The 19717-nt window shown below is 73.7% G+C and carries 27 protein-coding genes and 1 pseudogene; 19 read left to right on the top strand and 9 right to left on the bottom strand.

Annotated features, from left to right (window positions below):
- Positions 1–51: 51 nt before the first annotated feature.
- Both ABZS66_RS37740 and ABZS66_RS37735 read right to left on the bottom strand, forming a co-directional pair.
- Positions 52–762: a septum formation family protein gene (locus tag ABZS66_RS37740; protein ID WP_354766354.1), complete on the bottom strand. Its 711-nt coding sequence runs from the start codon at positions 760–762 to the stop codon at positions 52–54.
- 42 nt (positions 763–804) lie between these two features.
- Positions 805–1041 (bottom strand): hypothetical protein, encoded by a 237-nt coding sequence (locus ABZS66_RS37735; RefSeq protein WP_354766352.1) that lies wholly within the window; start codon positions 1039–1041, stop codon positions 805–807.
- A gap of 67 nt (positions 1042–1108) precedes the next feature.
- On the opposite strand from ABZS66_RS37735, the gene ABZS66_RS37730 reads away from it, so the two are divergent.
- Genes ABZS66_RS37730 through ABZS66_RS37720 form a run of 3 tightly spaced genes read left to right on the top strand, consistent with a single transcriptional unit; the run spans position 1109 to position 2415 of the window.
- Positions 1109–1615 carry a GNAT family N-acetyltransferase gene (locus ABZS66_RS37730; protein WP_354766350.1) on the top strand — a complete coding sequence of 169 codons (507 nt, stop codon included), beginning with the start codon at positions 1109–1111 and terminating at the stop codon, positions 1613–1615.
- Complete coding sequence (locus ABZS66_RS37725) at positions 1605–2033, top strand: helix-turn-helix domain-containing protein (RefSeq protein ID WP_354766348.1); 429 nt, start codon at positions 1605–1607, stop codon at positions 2031–2033. The genes ABZS66_RS37730 and ABZS66_RS37725 overlap by 11 nt, the downstream gene beginning before the upstream one ends.
- Entirely contained in the window at positions 2026–2415 is a 390-nt protein-coding gene (locus ABZS66_RS37720; RefSeq protein WP_354766346.1) for a DUF4180 domain-containing protein, read from the top strand. Before ABZS66_RS37725 ends, ABZS66_RS37720 begins: the two co-directional genes overlap by 8 nt.
- On the opposite strand, the gene ABZS66_RS37715 is transcribed toward ABZS66_RS37720, so the two are convergent.
- A complete protein-coding gene (locus ABZS66_RS37715) occupies positions 2348–2923 on the bottom strand; it encodes a hypothetical protein (protein WP_354766344.1) in 576 nt (191 codons plus the stop codon). The genes ABZS66_RS37720 and ABZS66_RS37715 overlap by 68 nt on opposite strands.
- 99 nt (positions 2924–3022) lie before the next feature.
- Here ABZS66_RS37715 and ABZS66_RS37710 point away from each other — a divergent pair, with 99 nt between their 5' ends.
- The gene (locus ABZS66_RS37710) at positions 3023–4237 is read left to right on the top strand and encodes a PQQ-dependent sugar dehydrogenase (RefSeq protein WP_354766342.1); all 1215 of its coding nucleotides are present in this window, start codon (positions 3023–3025) and stop codon (positions 4235–4237) included.
- Between the two features lie 46 nt (positions 4238–4283).
- On the opposite strand, the gene ABZS66_RS37705 is transcribed toward ABZS66_RS37710, so the two are convergent.
- Positions 4284–4445, bottom strand: coding sequence for a hypothetical protein (locus ABZS66_RS37705; RefSeq protein WP_354766340.1), 162 nt, complete (start codon positions 4443–4445; stop codon positions 4284–4286).
- A 119-nt stretch (positions 4446–4564) separates the two neighbouring features.
- On the opposite strand from ABZS66_RS37705, the gene ABZS66_RS37700 reads away from it, so the two are divergent.
- Positions 4565–5509 (top strand): GIY-YIG nuclease family protein, encoded by a 945-nt coding sequence (locus ABZS66_RS37700; protein ID WP_354766338.1) that lies wholly within the window; start codon positions 4565–4567, stop codon positions 5507–5509.
- Here the strand turns inward: ABZS66_RS37700 and ABZS66_RS37695 are convergent.
- Entirely contained in the window at positions 5439–6023 is a 585-nt protein-coding gene (locus ABZS66_RS37695; protein ID WP_354766336.1) for a GNAT family protein, read from the bottom strand. The two genes, ABZS66_RS37700 and ABZS66_RS37695, sit on opposite strands and share 71 nt — an antisense overlap.
- Positions 6024–6033: 10 nt before the next feature.
- Positions 6034–7116, bottom strand: coding sequence for an amidohydrolase family protein (locus tag ABZS66_RS37690; protein ID WP_354766334.1), 1083 nt, complete (start codon positions 7114–7116; stop codon positions 6034–6036).
- 109 nt (positions 7117–7225) lie between these two features.
- Here ABZS66_RS37690 and ABZS66_RS37685 point away from each other — a divergent pair, with 109 nt between their 5' ends.
- From ABZS66_RS37685 to ABZS66_RS37655, 7 genes are all read left to right on the top strand, one after another.
- The gene (locus ABZS66_RS37685; RefSeq protein ID WP_354766332.1) at positions 7226–8602 is read left to right on the top strand and encodes a cytochrome P450; all 1377 of its coding nucleotides are present in this window, start codon (positions 7226–7228) and stop codon (positions 8600–8602) included.
- Between the two features lie 13 nt (positions 8603–8615).
- A complete protein-coding gene (locus ABZS66_RS37680) occupies positions 8616–9824 on the top strand; it encodes an ROK family transcriptional regulator (RefSeq protein ID WP_354766330.1) in 1209 nt (402 codons plus the stop codon).
- 626 nt (positions 9825–10450) lie between these two features.
- Complete coding sequence (locus ABZS66_RS37675; RefSeq protein WP_354766357.1) at positions 10451–10831, top strand: metalloregulator ArsR/SmtB family transcription factor; 381 nt, start codon at positions 10451–10453, stop codon at positions 10829–10831.
- Complete coding sequence (locus ABZS66_RS37670) at positions 10828–11268, top strand: SRPBCC domain-containing protein (protein WP_354766328.1); 441 nt, start codon at positions 10828–10830, stop codon at positions 11266–11268. The genes ABZS66_RS37675 and ABZS66_RS37670 overlap by 4 nt, the downstream gene beginning before the upstream one ends.
- 5 nt (positions 11269–11273) lie before the next feature.
- Positions 11274–12020, top strand: coding sequence for an alpha/beta hydrolase (locus ABZS66_RS37665; RefSeq protein ID WP_354766356.1), 747 nt, complete (start codon positions 11274–11276; stop codon positions 12018–12020).
- 32 nt (positions 12021–12052) lie between these two features.
- Complete coding sequence (locus tag ABZS66_RS37660; protein WP_354766326.1) at positions 12053–12388, top strand: hypothetical protein; 336 nt, start codon at positions 12053–12055, stop codon at positions 12386–12388.
- Between the two features lie 29 nt (positions 12389–12417).
- On the top strand, positions 12418–12771 hold the full coding sequence (locus ABZS66_RS37655) for a DUF1304 domain-containing protein (RefSeq protein ID WP_354766324.1): 354 nt from the start codon (positions 12418–12420) through the stop codon (positions 12769–12771).
- Between the two features lie 13 nt (positions 12772–12784).
- Here ABZS66_RS37655 and ABZS66_RS37650 read toward each other — a convergent pair whose 3' ends face one another.
- Positions 12785–13492 carry a septum formation family protein gene (locus ABZS66_RS37650; protein WP_354766322.1) on the bottom strand — a complete coding sequence of 236 codons (708 nt, stop codon included), beginning with the start codon at positions 13490–13492 and terminating at the stop codon, positions 12785–12787.
- 30 nt (positions 13493–13522) lie between these two features.
- Here ABZS66_RS37650 and ABZS66_RS37645 point away from each other — a divergent pair, with 30 nt between their 5' ends.
- Entirely contained in the window at positions 13523–14371 is an 849-nt protein-coding gene (locus ABZS66_RS37645) for a hypothetical protein (protein WP_354766320.1), read from the top strand.
- A gap of 56 nt (positions 14372–14427) precedes the next feature.
- A complete protein-coding gene (locus ABZS66_RS37640) occupies positions 14428–15279 on the top strand; it encodes a virginiamycin B lyase (RefSeq protein ID WP_354766318.1) in 852 nt (283 codons plus the stop codon).
- 356 nt (positions 15280–15635) lie between these two features.
- On the opposite strand, the pseudogene ABZS66_RS37635 reads toward ABZS66_RS37640, so the two are convergent.
- Positions 15636–16502, bottom strand: a pseudogene (locus ABZS66_RS37635) (phosphatase PAP2 family protein); the annotation flags it as partial.
- A 117-nt stretch (positions 16503–16619) separates the two neighbouring features.
- Between ABZS66_RS37635 and ABZS66_RS37630 the strand changes: the two are divergent.
- The 4 genes from ABZS66_RS37630 (at position 16620) to ABZS66_RS37615 (ending at position 18751) form a co-directional block, all read left to right on the top strand.
- Positions 16620–16823, top strand: coding sequence for a hypothetical protein (locus tag ABZS66_RS37630; RefSeq protein ID WP_354766316.1), 204 nt, complete (start codon positions 16620–16622; stop codon positions 16821–16823).
- 148 nt (positions 16824–16971) lie between these two features.
- Positions 16972–17496, top strand: coding sequence for a snapalysin family zinc-dependent metalloprotease (locus tag ABZS66_RS37625; RefSeq protein ID WP_354766314.1), 525 nt, complete (start codon positions 16972–16974; stop codon positions 17494–17496).
- A 126-nt stretch (positions 17497–17622) separates the two neighbouring features.
- A complete protein-coding gene (locus ABZS66_RS37620; protein ID WP_354766312.1) occupies positions 17623–18282 on the top strand; it encodes a GNAT family N-acetyltransferase in 660 nt (219 codons plus the stop codon).
- A 67-nt stretch (positions 18283–18349) separates the two neighbouring features.
- Entirely contained in the window at positions 18350–18751 is a 402-nt protein-coding gene (locus ABZS66_RS37615) for a hypothetical protein (RefSeq protein ID WP_354766310.1), read from the top strand.
- 112 nt (positions 18752–18863) lie between these two features.
- On the opposite strand, the gene ABZS66_RS37610 is transcribed toward ABZS66_RS37615, so the two are convergent.
- Complete coding sequence (locus ABZS66_RS37610) at positions 18864–19487, bottom strand: hypothetical protein (RefSeq protein ID WP_354766308.1); 624 nt, start codon at positions 19485–19487, stop codon at positions 18864–18866.
- Positions 19488–19507: 20 nt separating this feature from the next.
- Between ABZS66_RS37610 and ABZS66_RS37605 the strand changes: the two genes are divergently transcribed.
- Positions 19508–19714, top strand: a complete 207-nt coding sequence (locus ABZS66_RS37605; RefSeq protein ID WP_354766306.1) for a hypothetical protein — start codon at positions 19508–19510, stop codon at positions 19712–19714.
- Positions 19715–19717: the final 3 nt, after the last annotated feature.

Raw genomic sequence — 19717 nt, 5'->3', positions numbered from 1 at the left:
CAGACGAAATCTGGACTCCGCCTCGCTCCGACCCCAGTTATGAAACAGGCCTTAGACCGGCAGCGGCCCGGTGCCCAGGCCCTTGACGCTGGCCCGCAGCGTGTCGTGCCGGCCGGCGGGGTCGGGCGCCTCGGTGACCAGGCACAGCTCGCGCACGCGGCTCAGCCAGGCGACGCCGAGGTCGGCCCGAAGCTCCGGGACGCCGACGTACCGCGCGGCCGCCTCCCCGCACGCGCCCTCCACGTCGCCGCCGGGCGGGACGAGCACGCCGACGAACTCGGCCGCGTGGCCCTCCGCGCAGTCGCCGAACACGTACTCGTCCTCGTGGCCGACCAGGCAGGTGATGGCCAGCCGCCGGTCGCCCCGCATGCCGTCCTTCAGGCTGCGGGTGCTGCCCAGCGGCTTACCCTCGGTGCCGGACGTCTCGGCGAGCACGCAGAGGGCCCGCTCGTCGAGCTGGCTCCCGCCCGTCAGCACGGCGACGGCGGTGCGCGACTCCTCCCACGACCCGCCGAGGAACTGCTCAGCCTCCCGCAGGCAGCGCTCCTCGGCGTTCTCCATGACGACGACCGCGATGGCCTCGTAGTCGTGCGGCTGGGCGCAGTCGGCCTCCACGAACTGGTCGGGGCTCAGCTCCGGCACGATCGACGCCCGCGTCGTGTAACAACCCAGCTCGAAACCGGCGAACGCCTCCCGCGCCCACAGATAGGTGGACCCGACGACGGCCACTGCCACGACCGCAACGATGATCTTTGTCCGCACGGACCGGGAGGGTAGCCGAACCTGCGCCGCGGCGCACGCTCCTTAGGGGCCGACCTCGTGGTGCTGCCGCACGTCGGCGGCCCGCTCGTCCTCGTGCACCTGCGTGTCCTCGTCCGCGTGCTCGTGGTAGTGGCCGGTGACGCCCTCGATGACCGCGTCGATGGGTTCGCTGATGTAGTCGAACGCCGGCACCGCGATGTCCTCGGCCTCGTCCCGGATGGTGGCGAGGTCGATGGCCTCGTCGACGCGCGGTACGCCGTGCTCGTCCCTGTTCGCCATGTTCGCCATACATTTCAGCTATCCCGGCGGGATCACCCTCAAACCCCCGACATGACACGCTGAGCCGATGCGCCCGACAGTCGCAACCGAGGCCGACGTCGACACGATGGTCGCCATCCACCAGGAAGCCAGGGAGACGTACTACCGGGGCGTCGTCCCGCCGGAGCGCCTCTCCGCCGACACGGACTCACTGCGGGCCGCCTACCTCGACAGCGTGACCGACCCCCGCCGGACCGTGCTGATCGTGGCCGGCGCGGGGTTCGTGTCGCTCGGGCCGGCCTTCGACCCGGCGGTGCCGCCGACGGTCCGCCAGCTCGTCGGGCTGTACGTCCGGCCCGGCGACTGGGGCCGCGGCATCGGCAGCGCGCTGCACGACGCGGGGATCGCCGAGTGGCGGGCGGCCGGCGTGACGACCGGCCACCTGGAGGTGTGGTCCGGCAACGAGCGGGCCGCCGCCTTCTACGCGCGCCGCGGCTGGCGCCCCGACGGCCACCGTCGCGAGGAGTACATCCGCCTGACCCTAACGATCCCTATAAGGTCGTCGTCGGGTAGGATGGGGAGTGATGAGGGATGACTTGTACTCCGTGGAGCAGGTCGCGGAGCGGCTGAACCTGCACGTGCGCACCGTGCGGGGATACATCCGCAGCGGGCGGCTGAAGGCCGTGCGGATCGGCAAGCAGTACCGGATCAGCGGCGCCGACCTCGACGCGCTCACCGGGGTCGCCGCCGAGCAGCACGACCACGAGCGGCCGTTCGTCGAGGTGTCCAGCATCGTGCAGGTCGACGGCGTCGACCGGCAGACCGCGGACCGGCTCGAGACGTTCGTGCTCGCCGCCGCGAACAGCCGCGGTGCCACGGACGACCCGCTGCGCGTGCAGCTCGTGCACGACGGCGAGCGGGACCGGATGAAGATCATTCTGATTGGCGGGGCGGGGACGACCGCGGAGATGCTGCGGCTCCTCGACGCCATCCTGGAGGGGAACGATGGCTGACGAGATCCGGCAGTTCGGCACCACCGGCGTGCTCGTGTGCGACCCCGCCGGGCCGGTCGTGGCGACCGAGCAGGACGCCCTCGACCTCATCGGGTCGGCGTTCGCCGGCGCCGAGGTCGTCGCCGTCCCGGCCGGCCGGCTCGACGAGCGGTTCTTCCGGCTCGGCACCCGGTTCGCGGGCGAGATCATGCAGAAGTTCGTCAACTACCACCTGCGCCTCGCCGTCATCGGCGACATCGACGACCACACCAGCCGGAGCGAGGCGCTCCAGGCGCTCGTGCGCGAGTCGAACGGCGGCAACCACATCTGGTTCCTCAAGGACCTCGATGCCCTGGCGCAGAGGCTCGGGTCCGCACCCACGCCGCCAGCTCCCGGGCGGTAGCCGCCGGGGTGGGCCCGTCGGTGCGCAGCACGGGAGACAGCGTCGAGCGCAGGTGCGCCGCGAACGCCAGGTGGGAGTCGACGTCGCGCTCCCGCCAGGCGGAGCGCGCCTCGAGCCGGGCCCGGCGCACCTCGTCGGCGCAGTCGAGCACCGCGAAGTGCACGGCCGACTGCCAGCGCAGGGCCGGCAGGTCGGCGAGCTGGGACGGCACGAACGGGCCGAGCAGCACCGCGGACCGGCCGCCCTGCGCGGCGCCGTGCGCCACCGACAGCCAGCCGTCGCGGAACGCCGGCCAGTCGACCTCGCCGTAGGTGCACGCGCGGCGGAACGGGCCGATCAGCCAGTCGACGTCGAACACCACGCAGTCGGGCAGCTCGGCGATCAGGTGCGGCAGGACCGTGGTCTTGCCCGACGCGGACGCCCCGGTGACCACGAACAGCGGCCGCCGGCGGGCCGGCCGGCGCTCCCCGCACACCGGACACACGGCGAAGTCACCCTCGGGTGTCATGACGATCGGGTCATCGCAGCGCTCGCAATAGTGCACAAACCCGATTATCCGTCGCGACGGGTGAGGACCAGCCGCCCGGACGTCGGCAAGGGTGTCCAAGTGCGTTCTGCCGCAGCCGGTGTACTGCTGGTGGCCGTGCTACTGACCGGATGTACGACGCCGAAGTCCGTAGCCAGGGTCACGAACTCGCCCTACCCCGACCCCACCGACTTCAGCCACGGCCCGGCCGACCCGTCGGCGGGCGGGGACGCCCAGGTCGAGGTCAGCGTGCTCGCCCGCGGCCTCAACGTGCCGTGGGGCGTCACCTTCCTGCCCGACGGTGCCGGGATCGTCACCGAGCGGGGCACCGGGCGCATCCTCAAGATCGGGCCGGACCGCGACCCGACCGGCGACCTGACGGTCACCCAGGTCGCCCGGCTCACCGAGTCGACCGCCGACAACGAGGGCGGCCTGCTGGGCATCGCCGCGTCACCGGACTACAAGCGCGACAAGACGCTGTACATCTACTACACCACCGACGACGACAACCGGATCGCGAAGCTGGTCCTCGGCCAGAAGCCCAGGCCGATCGTCACCGGCATCCCGAAGAGCGGCATCCACAACGGCGGCCGGCTCGCGTTCGGCCCGGACGGCTACCTCTACGCCAGCACCGGCGAGGCCTCCCACACGGACAGCGCCCAGAACCTGGCCAGCCTCGGCGGCAAGATCCTGCGCATGACGACCGACGGGAAGCCGCCGCCGGGCAACCCGTTCAAGAACTCGCTCGTGTACTCCTACGGCCACCGCAACCCGGAGGGCCTGGCGTGGGACGCCAACGGCCGGATGTACTCGTCCGAGATCGGCGAGGCCGTGTGGGACGAGCTGAACCTCATCCAGCCGGGCCGCAACTACGGCTGGCCGGCGGTGGAGGGCATCGGCGGCAAGGAGAAGTACACCGACCCGATCGCCGCGTGGCGCCCCGAGATCGGCGTGAGCGCCGGGGTGGCGATCCTCGGCAGTACCGCGGTCATCACCTGCCTGCGCGGCCAGCGCATCTACCTGGTGCCGCTGGACCACACGATCACGGCCGACATCAACAGCCCGGTCGTGGCCGGCGGCCCGGCGGCGACCGCGCAGATCCGCTGGCGCCCGGCGGCCGGCGTGGCGGGCAAGCCCGTCGAGGCGCTGACCACGAAGTACGGCCGCCTCCGCACGGCGATCAACGCGCCGGACGGCAGCCTCTGGATCACCACGTCGAACCGCGACGGGCGCAGGCCGGGCGGCCCGACCCGCGACGACGACCGCGTCCTGCGGCTGACCTTCCGGACGCGGTGAGGCCCGTCAGGTGACCAGCCGGCCCGTCAGGTCTTCAGCCGGCTCGTCAGGTGACCAGCCGGCTGAAGAAATCCCCGAACCCGCGGCCGACAGTGGCGATCAGTCCCCCGATCCCGCGGACGACATTGGCCGCGGCGTCCGGGCGGAAGGCTACGAAATAGATGACGAACGCCCATGCGGCGAACGTCAGCGTCTTCTTCAACGTCATCAGGTGCCCCGTGCGTGCTCTACCGGTCGTATGCCGATCGGCGACCTACCCCTTCGCCACCGACCTAACCCCGAGCAGGCGAAACGGAAGGGGATTCGGCACTGGGGCATACTGCGTGGATGCTGGCGGGGCGGGCGCGGTTGCCGAACGAGCCCGGGGTGTACCGCTTCCGGGACGAGCGGGGCCGCGTGCTCTACGTCGGGCGGGCGACGCAGCTGCGCAGCCGGGTCGGGTCGTACTGGTCGGATCTCGGGGACCGGCGACACCTCGTGCGCATGGTCGCCGCCGTCGCCGCCGTGGAGGCGCTGGTGTGCGACTCCGTCCATGAGGCCGCGTGGCTGGAGCGCAACGTCCTGGAGCACCGCAAGCCCCGCTGGAACCGGATCCGCGGCGGGATGGAGACCCCCGTGTACCTCGGGCTGTCCGGCAGCAGCGCCGCGCCCGGGCTGCGGCTGTCGTACGACACGGGCGAGTTCGGGCCGTACCTCGGCAGCCAGCGGGTCCGGCAGGCGCTGTCCGGGCTGCACCGGATCCGGCCCCTGCAGTACACCGGAAGCCGCCTCACCGGCGCCGAACGGGAGATGGCGGTCAAGCGCGGCGTGACGGCCGCCGACCGCGAGGCGCTGGCCGCCGACCTGGCCGCGGTCCTCGCCCGCGACCCCGGGGCGGTCGGCCGGGCCCGCGCCGACCTGGCGGCCCTGCGCGACCGGGCGGCGGCGACGCTCGCGTTCGAGGTGGCCGGCCAGATCCAGGACGAGCTGGGGGCGCTGGACTGGATCACCGCCCCGCAGCGGGCGACGAGCCTCGAGCCGGCCGACTTCACGGCGGCCGGCTGGTCCGGCGGTGTGCTCCTGACGCTGACGGTACGGGCCGGGCGCATCATCAACTGGACCCAGCGCGCCTGCGGGGAGCGGGCCGCGGCACCGCACCTGGCGGCGACCCCGCCCGGGTGGACCGGCTATGCCCAGCGCAACGCCGAGCTGGCGGCGGCCGTCACGACGGCGGGTGCCGGCAGCGCAGCCGTGCCTCGGGCTCGGTCCGCTCCCACGGCTGCGCCTCGATGACCCGCCCGCTCGGCAGCGTGAACAGCGCCGGCGCACCCGCGGCGCCGAAGCCGCAGCCGCTGAGGCACCGGGCCGCCGCCTCGTCTCCGTCGGCGCTGCCGGCGTGCAGCCGGGCGATGCCGAGGTGCCGGTGCGCGATCGCGCAGACCAGCGCGAGGGACTCCGCGCCGTAGCCGCGGCGCCGCCAGGGCGCGCCGACGGTCACGCTGACGACGTGGTCGCCGGCGTCCCGCCACAGCGTCACGACCGACACGACCTGCCCGGTCTCTGGGTCGTACCCCAGGAACAGCGCGCGGTCCGCGTGCCACAGCAGCGGGTCGGACCCGTCCGGCTCGTCCCCGAGGTCGCCCGGCTGGACGCCGACCCAGCGCCGGGCCTCCTCGTCGAGGGTGTCCCAGTACGCCACCAGCTCCCGCCGGCGGGCCACGACCAGCCGCAGCCGCGCCGTCTCGATGCTGTGCACCGCCCCCAGCGGGCACGTCAGCCCGACCACGCCCGTGCCACCGAAGAACACGGGCGCAACGCTATCCCCCCGCGCGGGCGAGCTCCGCGGGGGTGTGCTCGACGCCGCCGCACCACACGCGGGTGACCGCGCGGGTCGAGCCGAGGTCGGCGAGCGGGTCGCCGTCGACGAGCACCAGGTCGGCCCGCAGGCCGGGCCGGATCGCACCGCGGTCGGTCAGCCCGAACCGCTCGGCCGGCCGCGAGGTCGCCGCCCGCAGCGCCTCGGCGGGGCTCAGCCCGGCGGCGGCGAGCAGTTCCAGCTCGCGGTGCAGCGCCTCGCCGAACGGCGGGTTCGCCCACACGCCCGGGGTGGTGTTCGCGTCGGTACCGGCGATGATCGGCACGCCGGCCCGGTGCGCGACGGCGACGCTCTCCTCGGCGGCCTCGTACCGGGCGGGGAACCCCGGCCCCGCCGCCACCACGCCGGCCATCATCCCGAGCGTCGGCACCATGGCCCGGCCCTCGGCGGCGATGCGGGCGGCGGTGTCGTCGTCGAGCGGCCGGTCGAGCGGCACGTGGGTGAGCACGTCGACGCCGGCCTGCAGCGCCATGCGGTACGCCTCCGTCGATATCGCGTGCGCGACGACGAGCTTGCGGTGCCGGTGCGCGGCGGCCGTGATCGCGTCGAGGGTGGCCTGGTCGTGGCTGGGCTCCGGGTTCCCGACGATGATCTTCACGTAGTCGGAGCCCTCGGCGAGCCGCGCCGCGACGAACGCCTCCGCCTCGTGCGCTCCCTGGATCAGGTGGTCGCGCAGGAACGGGATGTTGGCGTGCATCCCGCCCGGCGCGGTCGCGGTCACGCCGGCGGTGCGGACGTCGGTCAGGCCGCGGGTGTACCGCAGCGCGTCGAACTTGTCCATCGGGCCGTTGCCCATGTCGAGCGCCGTGGTCACCCCCGCGCGTACCAGCCGGTCGAGCGACTCGCGGCCGTCGAGGTGCAGGTGGGCGTCGATCAGGCCGGGCAGGGCGGTCGCGCCGGCGCCGTCGATGACGCGGTCTCCCTCGGTACCGCTGCCGAAACGGTCGCCGTCGACCACGACGCTGCCGGGTGGGCGCAGTCCGTGGCCGTCGAAGACCCGGACGTTGGCGATGAGCGTCCTCATCCGGCCAAGGTGCCCAGATCTTCGCGGTTCATGACCGTTCTCCGGATGGTGCCACCAGGCCGTCGGCCATAGAGTCGGATCGACTCGTGGAGCCCTGGGAGCGTGGCCCGTGCCCAAGCCCCTCTTCGACACCGATCTGCGCATCGACGCCCCAGGTCCGCGCGGGGTGCCGATCGTCAACAACCTCCGGCTGATCCGCGAGTCGCCCCGGTATCTGCTCAACCGCATCGGGCCGTTCGACGCCCAGCCGGTCGTCCCGGTGACCGCCGGCAACGGCTCGGTCGTCGTGGTCCGCGGCCGGGCCGGCGTGCGTCAGGTGTTCACCGACAACGCGAGCTTCCACCGCGCCGACGGGCTGCTGGACCTGCCGCCGGGCCGGCCGTGGTCCGGCATGTTCGACGCGGTCATCACCGCCAACGGCGGCGAGCACACCCGGCGGCGCAAGCTGCTCATGCCGGCCGTGCACCGCACGGCCCTCGACCACTACACGGCCGTGTTCGCCGACACGTTCGAGCGGTCCCGGTTCGCGGGCGCCAACGACGAGCCGTTCGAGCTGGTGCGCGAGTGCCTGCGGGTCACGAAGGCCAACATGATGCGCTGCCTGCTCGGCCTCGACGACGGGGACGGGCTCTCCGCGTTCGCCGACCGGATCGTCCGGCTGGCCGCCGAGGCCGCGGACCCGCGGGTGCTGCTGTTCAAGCGGGACCTGCCATGGACGCCGTACGGGCGGTGGCTGCGCCGCGTCGCCGGCGCCTACGACCAGCTGGCGCTGCTCATCGCCGAGCGCCGCGGCGGCGCGCCCCGCCCCGACGCGCTGTCCATCCTGTGCCACGCCGTCGACGAGGACGGCGACCGCCTCAGCACCGAGGAGATCGCCGGCGAGCTGCACGGGTTCTTCGCCGCGGGCTTCGAGACGACCGCGATGACGCTGAGCCTGGCGCTCGTGACGCTCATGGGCAGCGTCGACCCGGCCACCGACGGTCCCGGCGCCGACCCGGCCGACCCGGCGCAGCTCGACGCCCTGGTGAAGGAGTCGCAGCGGCTGCTGCCGGCGGTGCCGATCACGCTGCCACGCCGGGTCACGCGGCCGGTCGAGATCGACACGTCGCCACCGATACCGCAGGGCGCGCTGCTGTTCCTGTCGCCGCTGCTGGAGCACCGCAACCCGGCGGTGTTCGCCGAGCCGGAGGTGTTCCGCCCGGCCCGCTGGATCGGCGGGAGCGGCCCGAAGCAGTACGAGTTCATCCCGTTCGGCCTCGGCCCGCGCCGCTGCCTCGGGGCCGAGTTCGCCGATCTCCAGGTGCGCACCACCCTGTCGCTCATGGCCGAGCGCGGCCTGCCCGGCCTGGTCACCACGCGCGTCGACTACGGCACGGTCAACGGCGTCACCGCCGGCCCGACCCGGCCGATCGTCGTGCGGCCCCGGGCCGGCGGCTGGAGCCGGCTGACCGGCACCGTGACGGACGTCTGGAAGCCGGTCCGCTAGGTATCGTTGCGCAATGCCAGAGCTGGAGGACATCCGCCGGCGGAACCTGGGCAACCTGCTCCGCCATGTCCACCTCGACGGCGCCCTGTCCCGCACCGAGCTGGCCGAGCGCACGGGCCTCAACCGCAGCACGATCATGGGCCTGATCGCCGAGCTGACCGCCGCGGGCCTGGTCCGCGAGGAACTGCCGGTCGGCACGGGCCGCGCCGGCCGCCCGTCGCTGGTCGTGCGCCCGGAGACGAGCCGCGTGTACGTGCTGGCCTTCGACGTGGCCGTCGACCGCCTGCTCGCCGCCCGCGTCGGCCTGGGCGGCACGGTCCTGGAGCGCCTGGAGGCCGTCCGTCCGCGGGCCGGCGCCGACCTATCCTCGGTCGTCGGAGTGCTGGCGGGCTTCGGCAAGCGCCTGCACGCCACGGCCCCCGCCGGCACCGTCTGCGCCGGCGTCGGCGCCTCGTACTGCGGGATGATCCGCCCCGGCGACGGCATGGTCCGCTACGGCCCCGACATGGGCTGGGTGGACCAGGCGTTCGGCGCCGAGCTGGGCCACCGCCTGGGCCTGGGCCTGCCGGTCGCGGTGGGCAACGAGGCCCACCTGGGCGCCCGGGCCGAGCAGCTGCGCGGCGCCGGCGTGGGCGCCCAGAACCTGGTCTACCTGCACGGCGACGTGGGAGTGGGCGGCGGCATCATCGTGCGCGGCGAGCTCCTCGACGGCGACGCCGGCTACGGCTGCGAGGTGGGCCACATGGTGGTCAACCCGTACGACGGCCGCCCCTGCATGTGCGGCTCCCGCGGCTGCCTGGAGGCCGAGGTGGGCGAGCGGGCCCTGCTGGACGCGGCCGGCCGCCCGCCGGAGGAGTACGGCTGGTCGGCGGTCCGCGCGGTGGTCGACGCGGCGGACCGCGGCGAGGAGGCCGCCCAGCACGCGTTGCGGGTGGTGGGAGACTGGCTGGGCATCGGCGTGGCCAACATCATCAACCTGTTCAACCCGGGCGTGGTGATCTTCGGCGGCATGCTCCGCGAGGTGTACCTGGGCTCGGCCGACCACGTCCGCCGCCGCATCGCCGACCACGTCCTGGCGGTGTCCCGGGAGCGCGTGCGCCTGCGGATCTCGGGCCTGGCGGACGACGCGACGCTGATCGGCGCGGCCGAACTGGCGTTCGCCGAACTCCTCCGCAACCCACTGGACACCCTCCCGGCACCGACCGCCTCCGCCCACCCCTGACCGCTCGCCGCGCCCCGCTGGCCGCGCCCCGCTGGCCGCCGGCTCGGTCGGTCGACCGACCGATTGCATGAACGCCTGCGGCCGTGCCGGCCGCGTCCCGCTGGTCAGTGTTCGCCCGGCATTTCGGTCGGTCGACCGACCGCATCACGCCCCGCCGCGACGCCCACGGCCGACGCCTTCGGCCCGCACTGCCGGGATCCGTCACCGGATGTCCACGCCGGCCCCCACAAGGCCGCCGGCCCGCGCTGCCGATGGCCGCCGCGTCGCACCACGTCGATGCGGACACGTTTCTCAATCAACGTACCCCGCGCCGCCAAATCGCCCGACCGCTCCGTCACCGACCGTGCCCGACACGCCCGGCCTGCTGAAGCTGCGTGCCGCCCTCATGGACCGCGGTGCGGGTCGCGGCGGTCTGCGTGGATGTGCGGACGACTCCACGGACCCTAAGCCTCCATGAGGGTCGGGCGCGAGGTGCGCGCTCGATATCCGGGCCGTACTTAACCCGCTCCATGATCAAGGGAAACATCTGGTCGCCCTGGCAGCCAGATGTTTCCCACGATCATGGGAGGTTATACAACCAATCAGTTGTGCAACTTGTCGGTTGTGGATAGGGTCGGGGCGTGGTTGTGGTTGAGGACGAACTCAGTCTTGTGTTCGCGGCGCTTGCGGACCCCACCCGGCGGGCCATTCTCGAGCGGCTCGCCGACGGGGATGCCACCGTGCAGCAGCTCGCCGAGCCGTTCGCGATGTCGCAGCAGGCCGTCTCCAAGCATCTCAAGGTGCTCGAGCGGGCCCGGCTCATCTCGCGGTCGCGCAGTGCGCAGGCGAGGCCCTGCGCGCTCGACGGGGAGCGGCTCGGGGCGGCCGTGTCGTGGATCGAGCGGCATCGGCAGGTCTGGGTCGAGCGGCACGACCGGCTCGAGGCCCACCTCGAACGGCTCCGCGGAAGCGGAAGCGGCAGCGGAAGCGGAAGCGGAAGCGGAAACAGCGGAGGTACGACATCATGAGCGAGCTCACCTTCCGCCGCGTGCACCGCGGGTCGCCGGAGCTGCTCTTCGACTGCATGACGACGCCCGAGCACCTCGCGGAGTTCTGGGGGCCGGCCGGCACCACCACGCCGGTCGAGCACATCGTCGTCGAGCTGCGGCCCGGCGGCCGGTTCGAGACCACGATGGTCAGCGACAGCGACGGCGGCACGTACACCATGCGGGCCGTCTACACCGAGGTCAGCCGGCCCGACCGGCTCGCCTGGGTGGAGCCCGACGTCGAGGGCGGGATGACCACGACGGTCACGTTCGTCGACCTCGCGGACGGGCGGACCGAGGTCGTCACCCACCAGACCAACGTCCCCGAGCAGTACCGCTCCCCCGCGGCCCGCGCCGGCTTCCAGACCAGCCTCGACCGCTTCGACGTCTACCTGCAGCGACTCACGAACGGAGCGTGACCACCATGCCGACCGTCACCTCGGCCGACGGCACTCAGATCGCGTACGAGCGCAGCGGCAGCGGGCCCGCGCTCATCCTCGTCGACGGCGCGATGTGTTACCGCGCCGGCGGCCCGATGCGGCCGCTCGCGGCGCGGCTCACCGACCACTTCACGGTGTACGCCTACGACCGGCGCGGGCGGGGCGAGAGCGGCGACACCCTGCCGTACGCGCCGCACAAGGAGGTCGAGGACCTCCACGCGCTCGTCGACGCGGCCGGCGGGGAGGCGTACCTCTACGGCATCTCCTCCGGCGCGGCGCTCGTCATGATGGCAGCGGCCCGGGCCAGGGCGATCGTGCTGTACGAGCCGCCGCTGCACGCCGCTCACGACGACGACTACACCAAGCAGCTCACCGAGCTGCTCGACGAGGGCCGCAGGGGCGACGCCGTCGCGCTGTTCATGGCGCGGGTCGGCATGCCGGCCGAGGTCGTCGCCGGGTTCCGGGCCTCGCCCGGCTGGGCGCCGCTGGAGGCGATCGGGCACACGCTCGCGTACGACGACGCCGTCCTGCGCGACTGGCGTCCGGCGGACGTGCGCGCGCTGGTGGTCAGCGGCGGCGCCAGCCCGCAGGGCCTGCGCGACGGGGCACACCGGGCCGCCGAGGCCATCCCGGGCGCGCGGGAGCTGGTGCTCGACGGGCAGACGCACGACGTCGACCCGGCCGCGCTGGCCCCGGTGCTGGTCGAGTTCCTGCTGGCAGACACAAAATAGCGCCTGGCCCGCGCCAGTTAGAATCGTTCGGCATGACGACCCTGACCCGCCGCATCGCCCGCAAAGCCACCGTGGTCACCGCCGCCATCGTTCTGGGCCTGGGCGGACTGACCGCCTGCTCCACAGACAACGTCGAATGCTCGACGAGCGCCTGCACGGTCACCTTCGACCGCGGCGTCGATGCCGAATCCTCGGTTCTCGGCGTCGACGTGAAGCTCGTGGGGGTGGAGAACGGCGTCGTCAAGCTTGATATCGCCGGCACCACCGTGAGCGTCCCGGTCGACGGCACCGCGCAGGCCGAGGGCTTCGACATCACGGTCCAGGAGGTCACCGACAAGAACGTCGTGATCCGCATCCAGACCAGCTGATCGCGCGGGCGGCGCCGTAGTCTGTCGCGGTGTCCATTGTCGCCGGGGTCCTCGTCGGGCTCGTCGCCGCCCTCCACCTCTACTTCCTCGTGCTGGAGATGTTCCTGTGGACGGCGCCGCGCACCCGCGCGGCGTTCGGCACCACGGCGGAGTTCGCCGAGGCGAGCAGGGCGCTCGCCGCCAACCAGGGCCTCTACAACGGCTTTCTCGCCGCCGGCCTGGTGTGGGGCCTGATCGACCGGTCCGTGCCGTTCCAGGTCTTCTTCCTCGGGTGCGTCATCGTCGCCGGGATCTACGGGGCCGCGACCGCCAGCCGGCGCATCCTGTTCGTCCAGGCCGTCCCCGGTGCTCTGGCCTTGGCGGCGGTACTCCTGGCGCGATGACCGGCCGGCCGGCTCAGATCGGCGCGTGCCCGATGCCGCGCACGGAGGCGCTGAGCACCTTGCGTTCGTCGGCGGCGACGGCCAGGCAGCCGATGTGGTCGGTGCCGGTCTCCAGCCACCGCACCTCCAGGTCGGTGCGGATGCGCAGCTCCTCGGGTGTGAGCCCGACGTACTCGGCCACCAGCCGGGCGCAGGAGACCTCGGGCTGCCCGCCGTCGACGGCCGAGCCGGTGTACTCGGCGTTGTGCGGGCTCGTGCAGTCCTTGTAGACGAGCCGCTCCTGGTCGGCCGTGCCGCAGGTGATCGCCATCGGCCGGTCGCCGCGCATCGCGTCGCGCAGGCTGCCGCCGTGCTGCGCGGTGGTACCGGCGGAGTCGGACGTCACGACGAGCGCGCAGCCCTGCGAGGTGTACTCCTCGTCGACGTACGGCAGCAGCCGCGTCACGACCCGCGAGTCGCGCAGCGGCCCACCCAGGAACGCCTCCGCCGCCTGCCGGCAGCTCGCCTCGGCGCCCTCGGGGTAGAAGTTGTCGATGATCTCGGCCTCGTGCAGCTCGCCGCACTTGCCGATCTGCAGCGTGTCCGGTTCGGCGGGCACGCCGACGTAGCAGCCCTTGTCGCCGAACGCGTGGTTGGTCGGGCTGATCCGCCGCCAGATCGCGAACCCGCAGCAGGCGAGCACGAGGGCGACGGCGACCCCGGCCGCGATCTTCAAACGCATCGGCGGAGCTTATAGCGGTAGGGTCGCGGCGTGAATCCGCTCCTCGGTATCGATCGGGTCGCCTGGGAGGGGCTGCACCACGCCTACGGGACGGCGCGGGACGTGCCGGGGCACCTGCGGTCGCTGCTGAGCGCCGACGCCGAAGCGCGCTCGGCCGCGCGGCAGGCGCTGGCCACGAGCGTGTACCACCAGGGCACCCGGTGGGAGGCCAGCCAGGCCGTCGTGCCGTGGCTGGTCGCGCTCGTCGACGACGCCGCCACGCCCGAGCGTGGGAGCGTGCTCGCGCTGCTCGACGCCGTCGCGATCGGCGACCGGCGCGACGACCAGCTGCCGTTCGACGCGGCCGCGGCCTTCGCGCGCGAGGCCACCGCCGAGGAGGCGCGGTGGTTCGCCGGGCTCGACGACTGGTCGGACGAGGACATCGAGGCCGGCGACCGGGCCGCCGCGCGGTGGGCGGCCGACAGCTACCGGCGCACGGCCGAGCACCTCGACGCGGTCGTGCGGTGGGTGGGCGACCCCGACGACGACGTCGCCGCCCGGGCGGCCGCGCTGCTGGCCTGGTTCCCGCCGACGGCCGCCGCGACCCGGGCGCTGCTGGACGTCCCGGCGTCGCGCCCGGACGTGCGGCGCAGCGCGGACCTGGCGCTCGCGCACTCCCCTGACACCGACCCGGCCGTCGACGCGCGGCTGCGGGAGCTGCTGCCCGGCTTCACGGCGGCGGTCGCGCTCGCCTACCGGTGCGGGGAGGCGCTGCCCGACGCGGCGCTCGCGGTGCTCGCCGACGCGGCCGACGCGGCGCTGCCGGCGGCCGTGCCCGGATGGGAGCGGGCACCGCGCGGCTTCGTCATGCTGGCCCTGCAGCGGCTCGGGCTCGGCTAGCCGCCGGGGTCCGCCCGCGCATCGGGACGAACTCGAAGTACGGGGAAAATGGTCGCATGAACATGCAGGAGTTCACGATCGCCGCCTCGGGCGAGGGGCCGTACGGGATCGCGGCCGGGCCCGACGGCGCCCTCTGGTGCACGCTCGTGCACGCCGGCGCGGTCTGCCGGGTGACCGTCGAGGGCACGGTGACCCGCTTCCCCGCCACCGGGGCCGCCGTCATCACGCCCGGGCCCGACGACGCGCTGTGGTTCACGCGGTACGGCGACGGGCACATCGGTCGGATCACCCTCGACGGTGCGGTTTCGGCGTTTGCGGTACCGCCGGCGTACGGCATCGCGACCGGGCCGGACGGCGCGCTCTGGTTCACGGCGCTGCAGGACGGGGCGGTCGGGCGGCTCGGCACCGACGGGTCGGTGACCACGTTCCCGCTGCTGGTGCCCGGGAGCATGCCCTCCATGATCACGGCCGGGTCGGACGGCGCGCTGTGGTGCACGCTCAACCAGGCCGACGCGGTCGCCCGGATCACCACGGAGGGCGCGGTCACGCTGTTCCCGCTGCCGACGGCCGGCGCGGCGCCGGTGGGCATCACGCTCGGCACCGACGGGGACGTGTGGTTCGTGGAGATCGGCGCGGGGCAGGTCGGGCGGATCACGCCGGACGGGAAGGTCACCGAGTACCCGCTCGCCGACCGGTCCGCGCGGCCGCACGCGATCGTCGCCGACCCGGCCGGCGGCTGCTGGTTCACCGAGTGGGCCGGCAACCGCATCGGCCACGTCACGGCCGACGGCGTGGTGACGGCGCACGCGCTGCCGACCCCGGCCTCGGAGCCGCACGGCCTGACGATCGGCCCGGACGGCGCCGTGTGGGCGGCGTTGGAGATCGGCGCGCTGGCCCGCCTGGGCTAGGGCCTGCTCGGCCTCGTCTGCGTCGTGCCCTAGGTCAGGCGGACCGTCTGCTCCGGGTCGTCCGGCGGCGCGTTCAGGCGATGGGTCGTGGCGTCGTCGCCGCCGAGCCGCACCGTCGGCGGCTCCTGCGCATCCGCGCCCTGGGCCGTGGACGGCTCGGCCTCTCCCGCCGCGCCGGAAGCCAGCCGGACTGTGGGCGGCTCGCCCCCGCCCGGCCCGACCACGGTCGTCGGCGGCTCGGCACCCGCCCCGGCCCGGCCCGGGCGGACCGTGGGAGGTTCGGCCTTCGACGCCAGCGTCACCCGCCGGGCCGACGCGGGCGGTGGCGGTACATCCGGATCCTCGTCCGGGACGACCTGCGGGACGACGCGGTGGGCGGTCGCCAGGACCGACGCCACCACCAGGCCCGCGGTGCCCGCGATGCCCAGGGCGCCGCCCGCGTAGGCGGCGAACAGGCGGCCTCGGCTCAGGTCGTCGACGGCCTCGGCGAGGACCTCGTTCGTGATGTACATGGCGGCGGCCGCGCCCGCCAGCAGGCCCAGGCTGATGACGGCCAGGAAGATCGTCATGTACGTGCTCGGCTCGCCGTAGTCGACGCCGCCGTGGCGACGCTGGGCCACCACGATGAACAGGGCCGCCACCGCGGCCCAGGCGCCGACGATCAGCAGGGCGGCCACCGCGTCGCTCGGGCGGTGCCAGCCCGCCGAGAGGGTCGCCACGCCGGCCAGGGCGGCGAAGGCCGCGGCCACCAGTGCGCCCGCCGGGCGGGCCTTCGGCGGCAGGACCAGAACGAACGCTGCCGCGACCGACGCGGCGATCGTGGTGTGGCCGCTCGGCAGGCTGTTGCCGGCGGCGACGCGGTCCGGGTCGACGCCGAGGTCGGGGCGGTAGATGAGCGCCTTGAGCACCTGCGTGGTGAGGTTGGCGCCGCCGATGAGCAGGACCGCGCCGACGGCCAGCGCGACCCGGCGGCGGGCCAGCGCGATGAAGCCGATCACGCCGGTGGCGACGGTCAGGGACAGCACGGAGATGCCGTTGAGGGTGTTGGAGACGATGCCCTCGATGCGGGTGCGGCCGATGCTGTTGCCGGTGATCGCGACGTAGTCGAGCTGCTGGCCGTGGAGGCTCTCCACGAAGAACCGCCACACCTCGACGAAGCCGGCCGCCGACGCGACCGCCACCAGCAGCAGCCAGGCCGCCAGCCCGATGGGCCACCCACGCATGGCGAGCAACATAGCGGAACTCCCCGCCCGGGGCAGCTTTGCATGCTCGCGTACCGCCGCGGGTACCCCACTCGTTGCCCGGAAGGTCCCGTTGCCCGGAAGGTGAGGAGGCGCGCGATGACCCTGGTCGGCTACACGGTCGAGGCGACGGACGGCGCGGTCGGCCGCGCCGGCTACGAGGGACGGCAGGTCGTGGTCACCGACGCCGACGGCGAGCGGCTGCAGCTGGACGTGAACACGGTGGCGCGCATCGACCATCGCACCCACCGGGTGTACCTCGGGGTCACCCGCGGCGAACTGCGCCCGACGAACCGGCGGTGACCGGCTCGGTCACCTGGCACGGCAGCGCGTCGCCGGCGGCGTGGCCGCCGCCCGGCAGCAGCCGCAGGAGTTTGTCGCACACCCGACCCGAGCGGTATGACCAGAGCGGAATGTATCGAAGTACGGCGATGTCTCCTACCGTACGGCCATGGTCAGACGCAACCTCGCCGCCGCTCTGCTGGCCGTCGCCGCCCTGCTCGGCGTCCAGCTCGCCACCGCCGGACCGGCGTTCGCCGCCACCCGTACCCTCTACTACGACGCGAGCCAGGCCCAGGAGTTCGTGTCCGCGGTCAACCAGGCCGCCACCCTGTGGAACGGCCGCGTCACGAACGTCCGGCTGGTCCCCGTCCCGGCCGGCCGCACCCCGAACATCCGGGTCTACGCCGACAACGGCTGGCCCCGCACCTACACCACGTCGCTGGGCAACGGCCGCTGGTACATGGGCCGGGACGCCGTCGATGACGGCTACTACGTCCTGCGCATCGCCACGCACGAGTTCGGCCACATCCTCGGCCTGCCGGACAACCGCACCGGCCGCTGCACCGACCTGATGTCGGGCAGCAGCGCGCCGGTCTCCTGCGCCAACGCCACCCCCAGCACCGCCGAGGCCGCGGCCGTCCAGCGCAACTTCGCCTCGGCGGCCGCCGCCCCCGTCCCCGCCACGGTCTTCTAGCCGCGCATTCCGTGTCACTTTCCGTGCCGATCTTGCGGTCGCGGCGCCGGTACGATCCGTGAATATACGGGTTTGTCCCTGCGGCGACCGCAGCGCGTTTCGAAACGGCAAAGCTAGGATCGACGGGTGCTGGAGTCGTTTCTGCGGACGTGGCTCGGGAGCTGGCCCTCGCCCGGCGGTCTGGTCGTGGTCGGGCACGCGGCCCGGGAGAAGCCGCGCTGGGACGGCGGCGAGCAGCTCGCCATCGGGGTGACCGACGCCGCCGGCAACGGCGTGCTGTCCGTCCCGCCCGGACGGGTCGACGCCGTGTCCGAGCTGGTCGCCACCGCCGGTGCCGAGGCGCTGGCCGGCCGGCTGCCCGCCCTGCTCGACCGGCCCGGGCACCGCTTCTTCACCGGCGTCTTCCGCTGGTCGGACGCGCCGACCGGGCTGCCCGACGCGGGGGCGTGGGAGCCGTCCGACGGCCCCGGCCTGCCCGACTGGCTGCGACCCTTCCCCGGCGAGGTCCTGGTCGCCCGCGACGAGGACGGCAGCTACCTGGCCGGCGTCGGCCTCAAGCCGCACGACCCGACCGGCGTGGAGATCTCGGTCGGCACCGAGGAGCGCGCCCGCGGCCGCGGCCTGGCCCGCCGCCTGGTCGCCCGGGCCGCCCGGCGCATCGTGGCGGGCGGCGCCGTCGCCCTCTACCTGCACGACCCGGCCAACGTCGCCAGCGCACACGTCGCCGACGCCGCCGGCTTCCCCGACCTCGGCTGGAAGATCCACGCGCTCGCCGGTACCGCATAGCACCCCGGCGGTAGGTTGGCCCGATGGACATCATCCTGGTCCCGGGCCTGTGGCTCGACGGCACGGTGTGGGAGCGGGTCACCCCCGCCCTGGAGAAGGCCGGCCACCGCCCCGTGACGAGGAGGAGCTGGCCGGCCTGACCGAGGACCTGCGCGCGACCCTGCGCACGCGGGCGGTCCCGTCCCCGGCCGGCGTCCTGAGCGACCGCCAGCACCTGCACGACCCGGCCCGCTACGACGTCCCGGTCACGGCGGTGTCGACCGACTTCACCAGCGCCATGCTGCGCGGCTGGATCGAGCAGGCCGCGCCCCCCGTCCGCGAGTACGCCCACATCCGCACCGTCCACCACGTCGACCTCCCGGCCGGCCACTGGCCCCAGCTCACCCGCCCGGACGACCTGGCCGCGGTCATCGTCGCCGCCGTCTCCCAGGACCGGGAACCTTCCCAGGACTCGGGTCCGGGAAAGTGACGACCGTCGCTCCCGCCAGACACCGGTCGGGCCTTGACGGCCCTCCCTGCCAGCGCCGTCGCCCCAAGGGCCCGCGACCTCCGGCCGCGCCGGACGCCCGCACCCCCATCGGTCAGGCCGGGGGAAGGGTCACCGCGATCTCCTCACCGAGCGCGGCGCCGAGCTGCAGCGGCAGGTCGTCGCCGCTCCAGAACTTGCCCGGGTCGTACCAGTTCGCCCGCTTCCCGCCGGGCAGCAGGCCCATCGCCTCGTACGTGACGGCCACCACCTCGGCGCAGTACGCGGTCTCCAGGGAGGCATCCGACCGGGAGCGGGACGGCAGACGGCCCTGGAACCACCGGCCCGCCAGCCGTGCGGTCGACGGGAACGGCGTGCCGTCCAGGCGCGCGACGGTCTGCAGTACCGCATCCTCCATCGCGGGATTCACCTCGAAGTGCAGCTGGCGCAGCCAGGCCCGCTGGCCGTAGCGGCGACCCCAGACCAGCACGGCGTCACGCAGGTCGTGCAGCTGCACGCCGCGGTGGTGGGTCCCCGTCCACCGGTCGGGCAGCGACCTGCCGAGCTCCGCATGCCACATGAGGGGTGGGAGGTCATCCAGTACCACGGCCATGCCGACATGGTTGACCGGGCTGTTCGTCAGGGTCTGGATCGCGCGGTCGGCGGTCGAACGGCCGCGGAACACCCACAGGTCACCTGTGCGGGTCATCCGCACGGCTTCGTCGAGATCGACGCTCACCGCCGTTAGCCTAGGTGCTCATGAAGGCGAAGTGGTGGAAGGTGCTCGGCCTGGCGGGTGTCGTCGGCGTGGCGGCGACCGGGGTGCTGGTGGTGCGGGCGGAGCGGCGCCGCCGGGCGTACACGCCCGAGGAGATCCGCGCCAGGCTGCAGGAGCGGCACACCATCGCACAGGGCGGGACGAGTCGCGGCTCACGTACCAGTGATCCCGATGGTCACTTAGGGTAGGTA

The organism is Dactylosporangium sp. NPDC005572 (assembly GCF_040605515.1).
Classification (GTDB): Bacteria; Actinomycetota; Actinomycetes; order Mycobacteriales; family Micromonosporaceae; genus Dactylosporangium.
The sequence above is the reverse complement of the archived record's forward strand: the minus strand, read 5'-3'. Positions and strand labels throughout refer to the sequence as shown.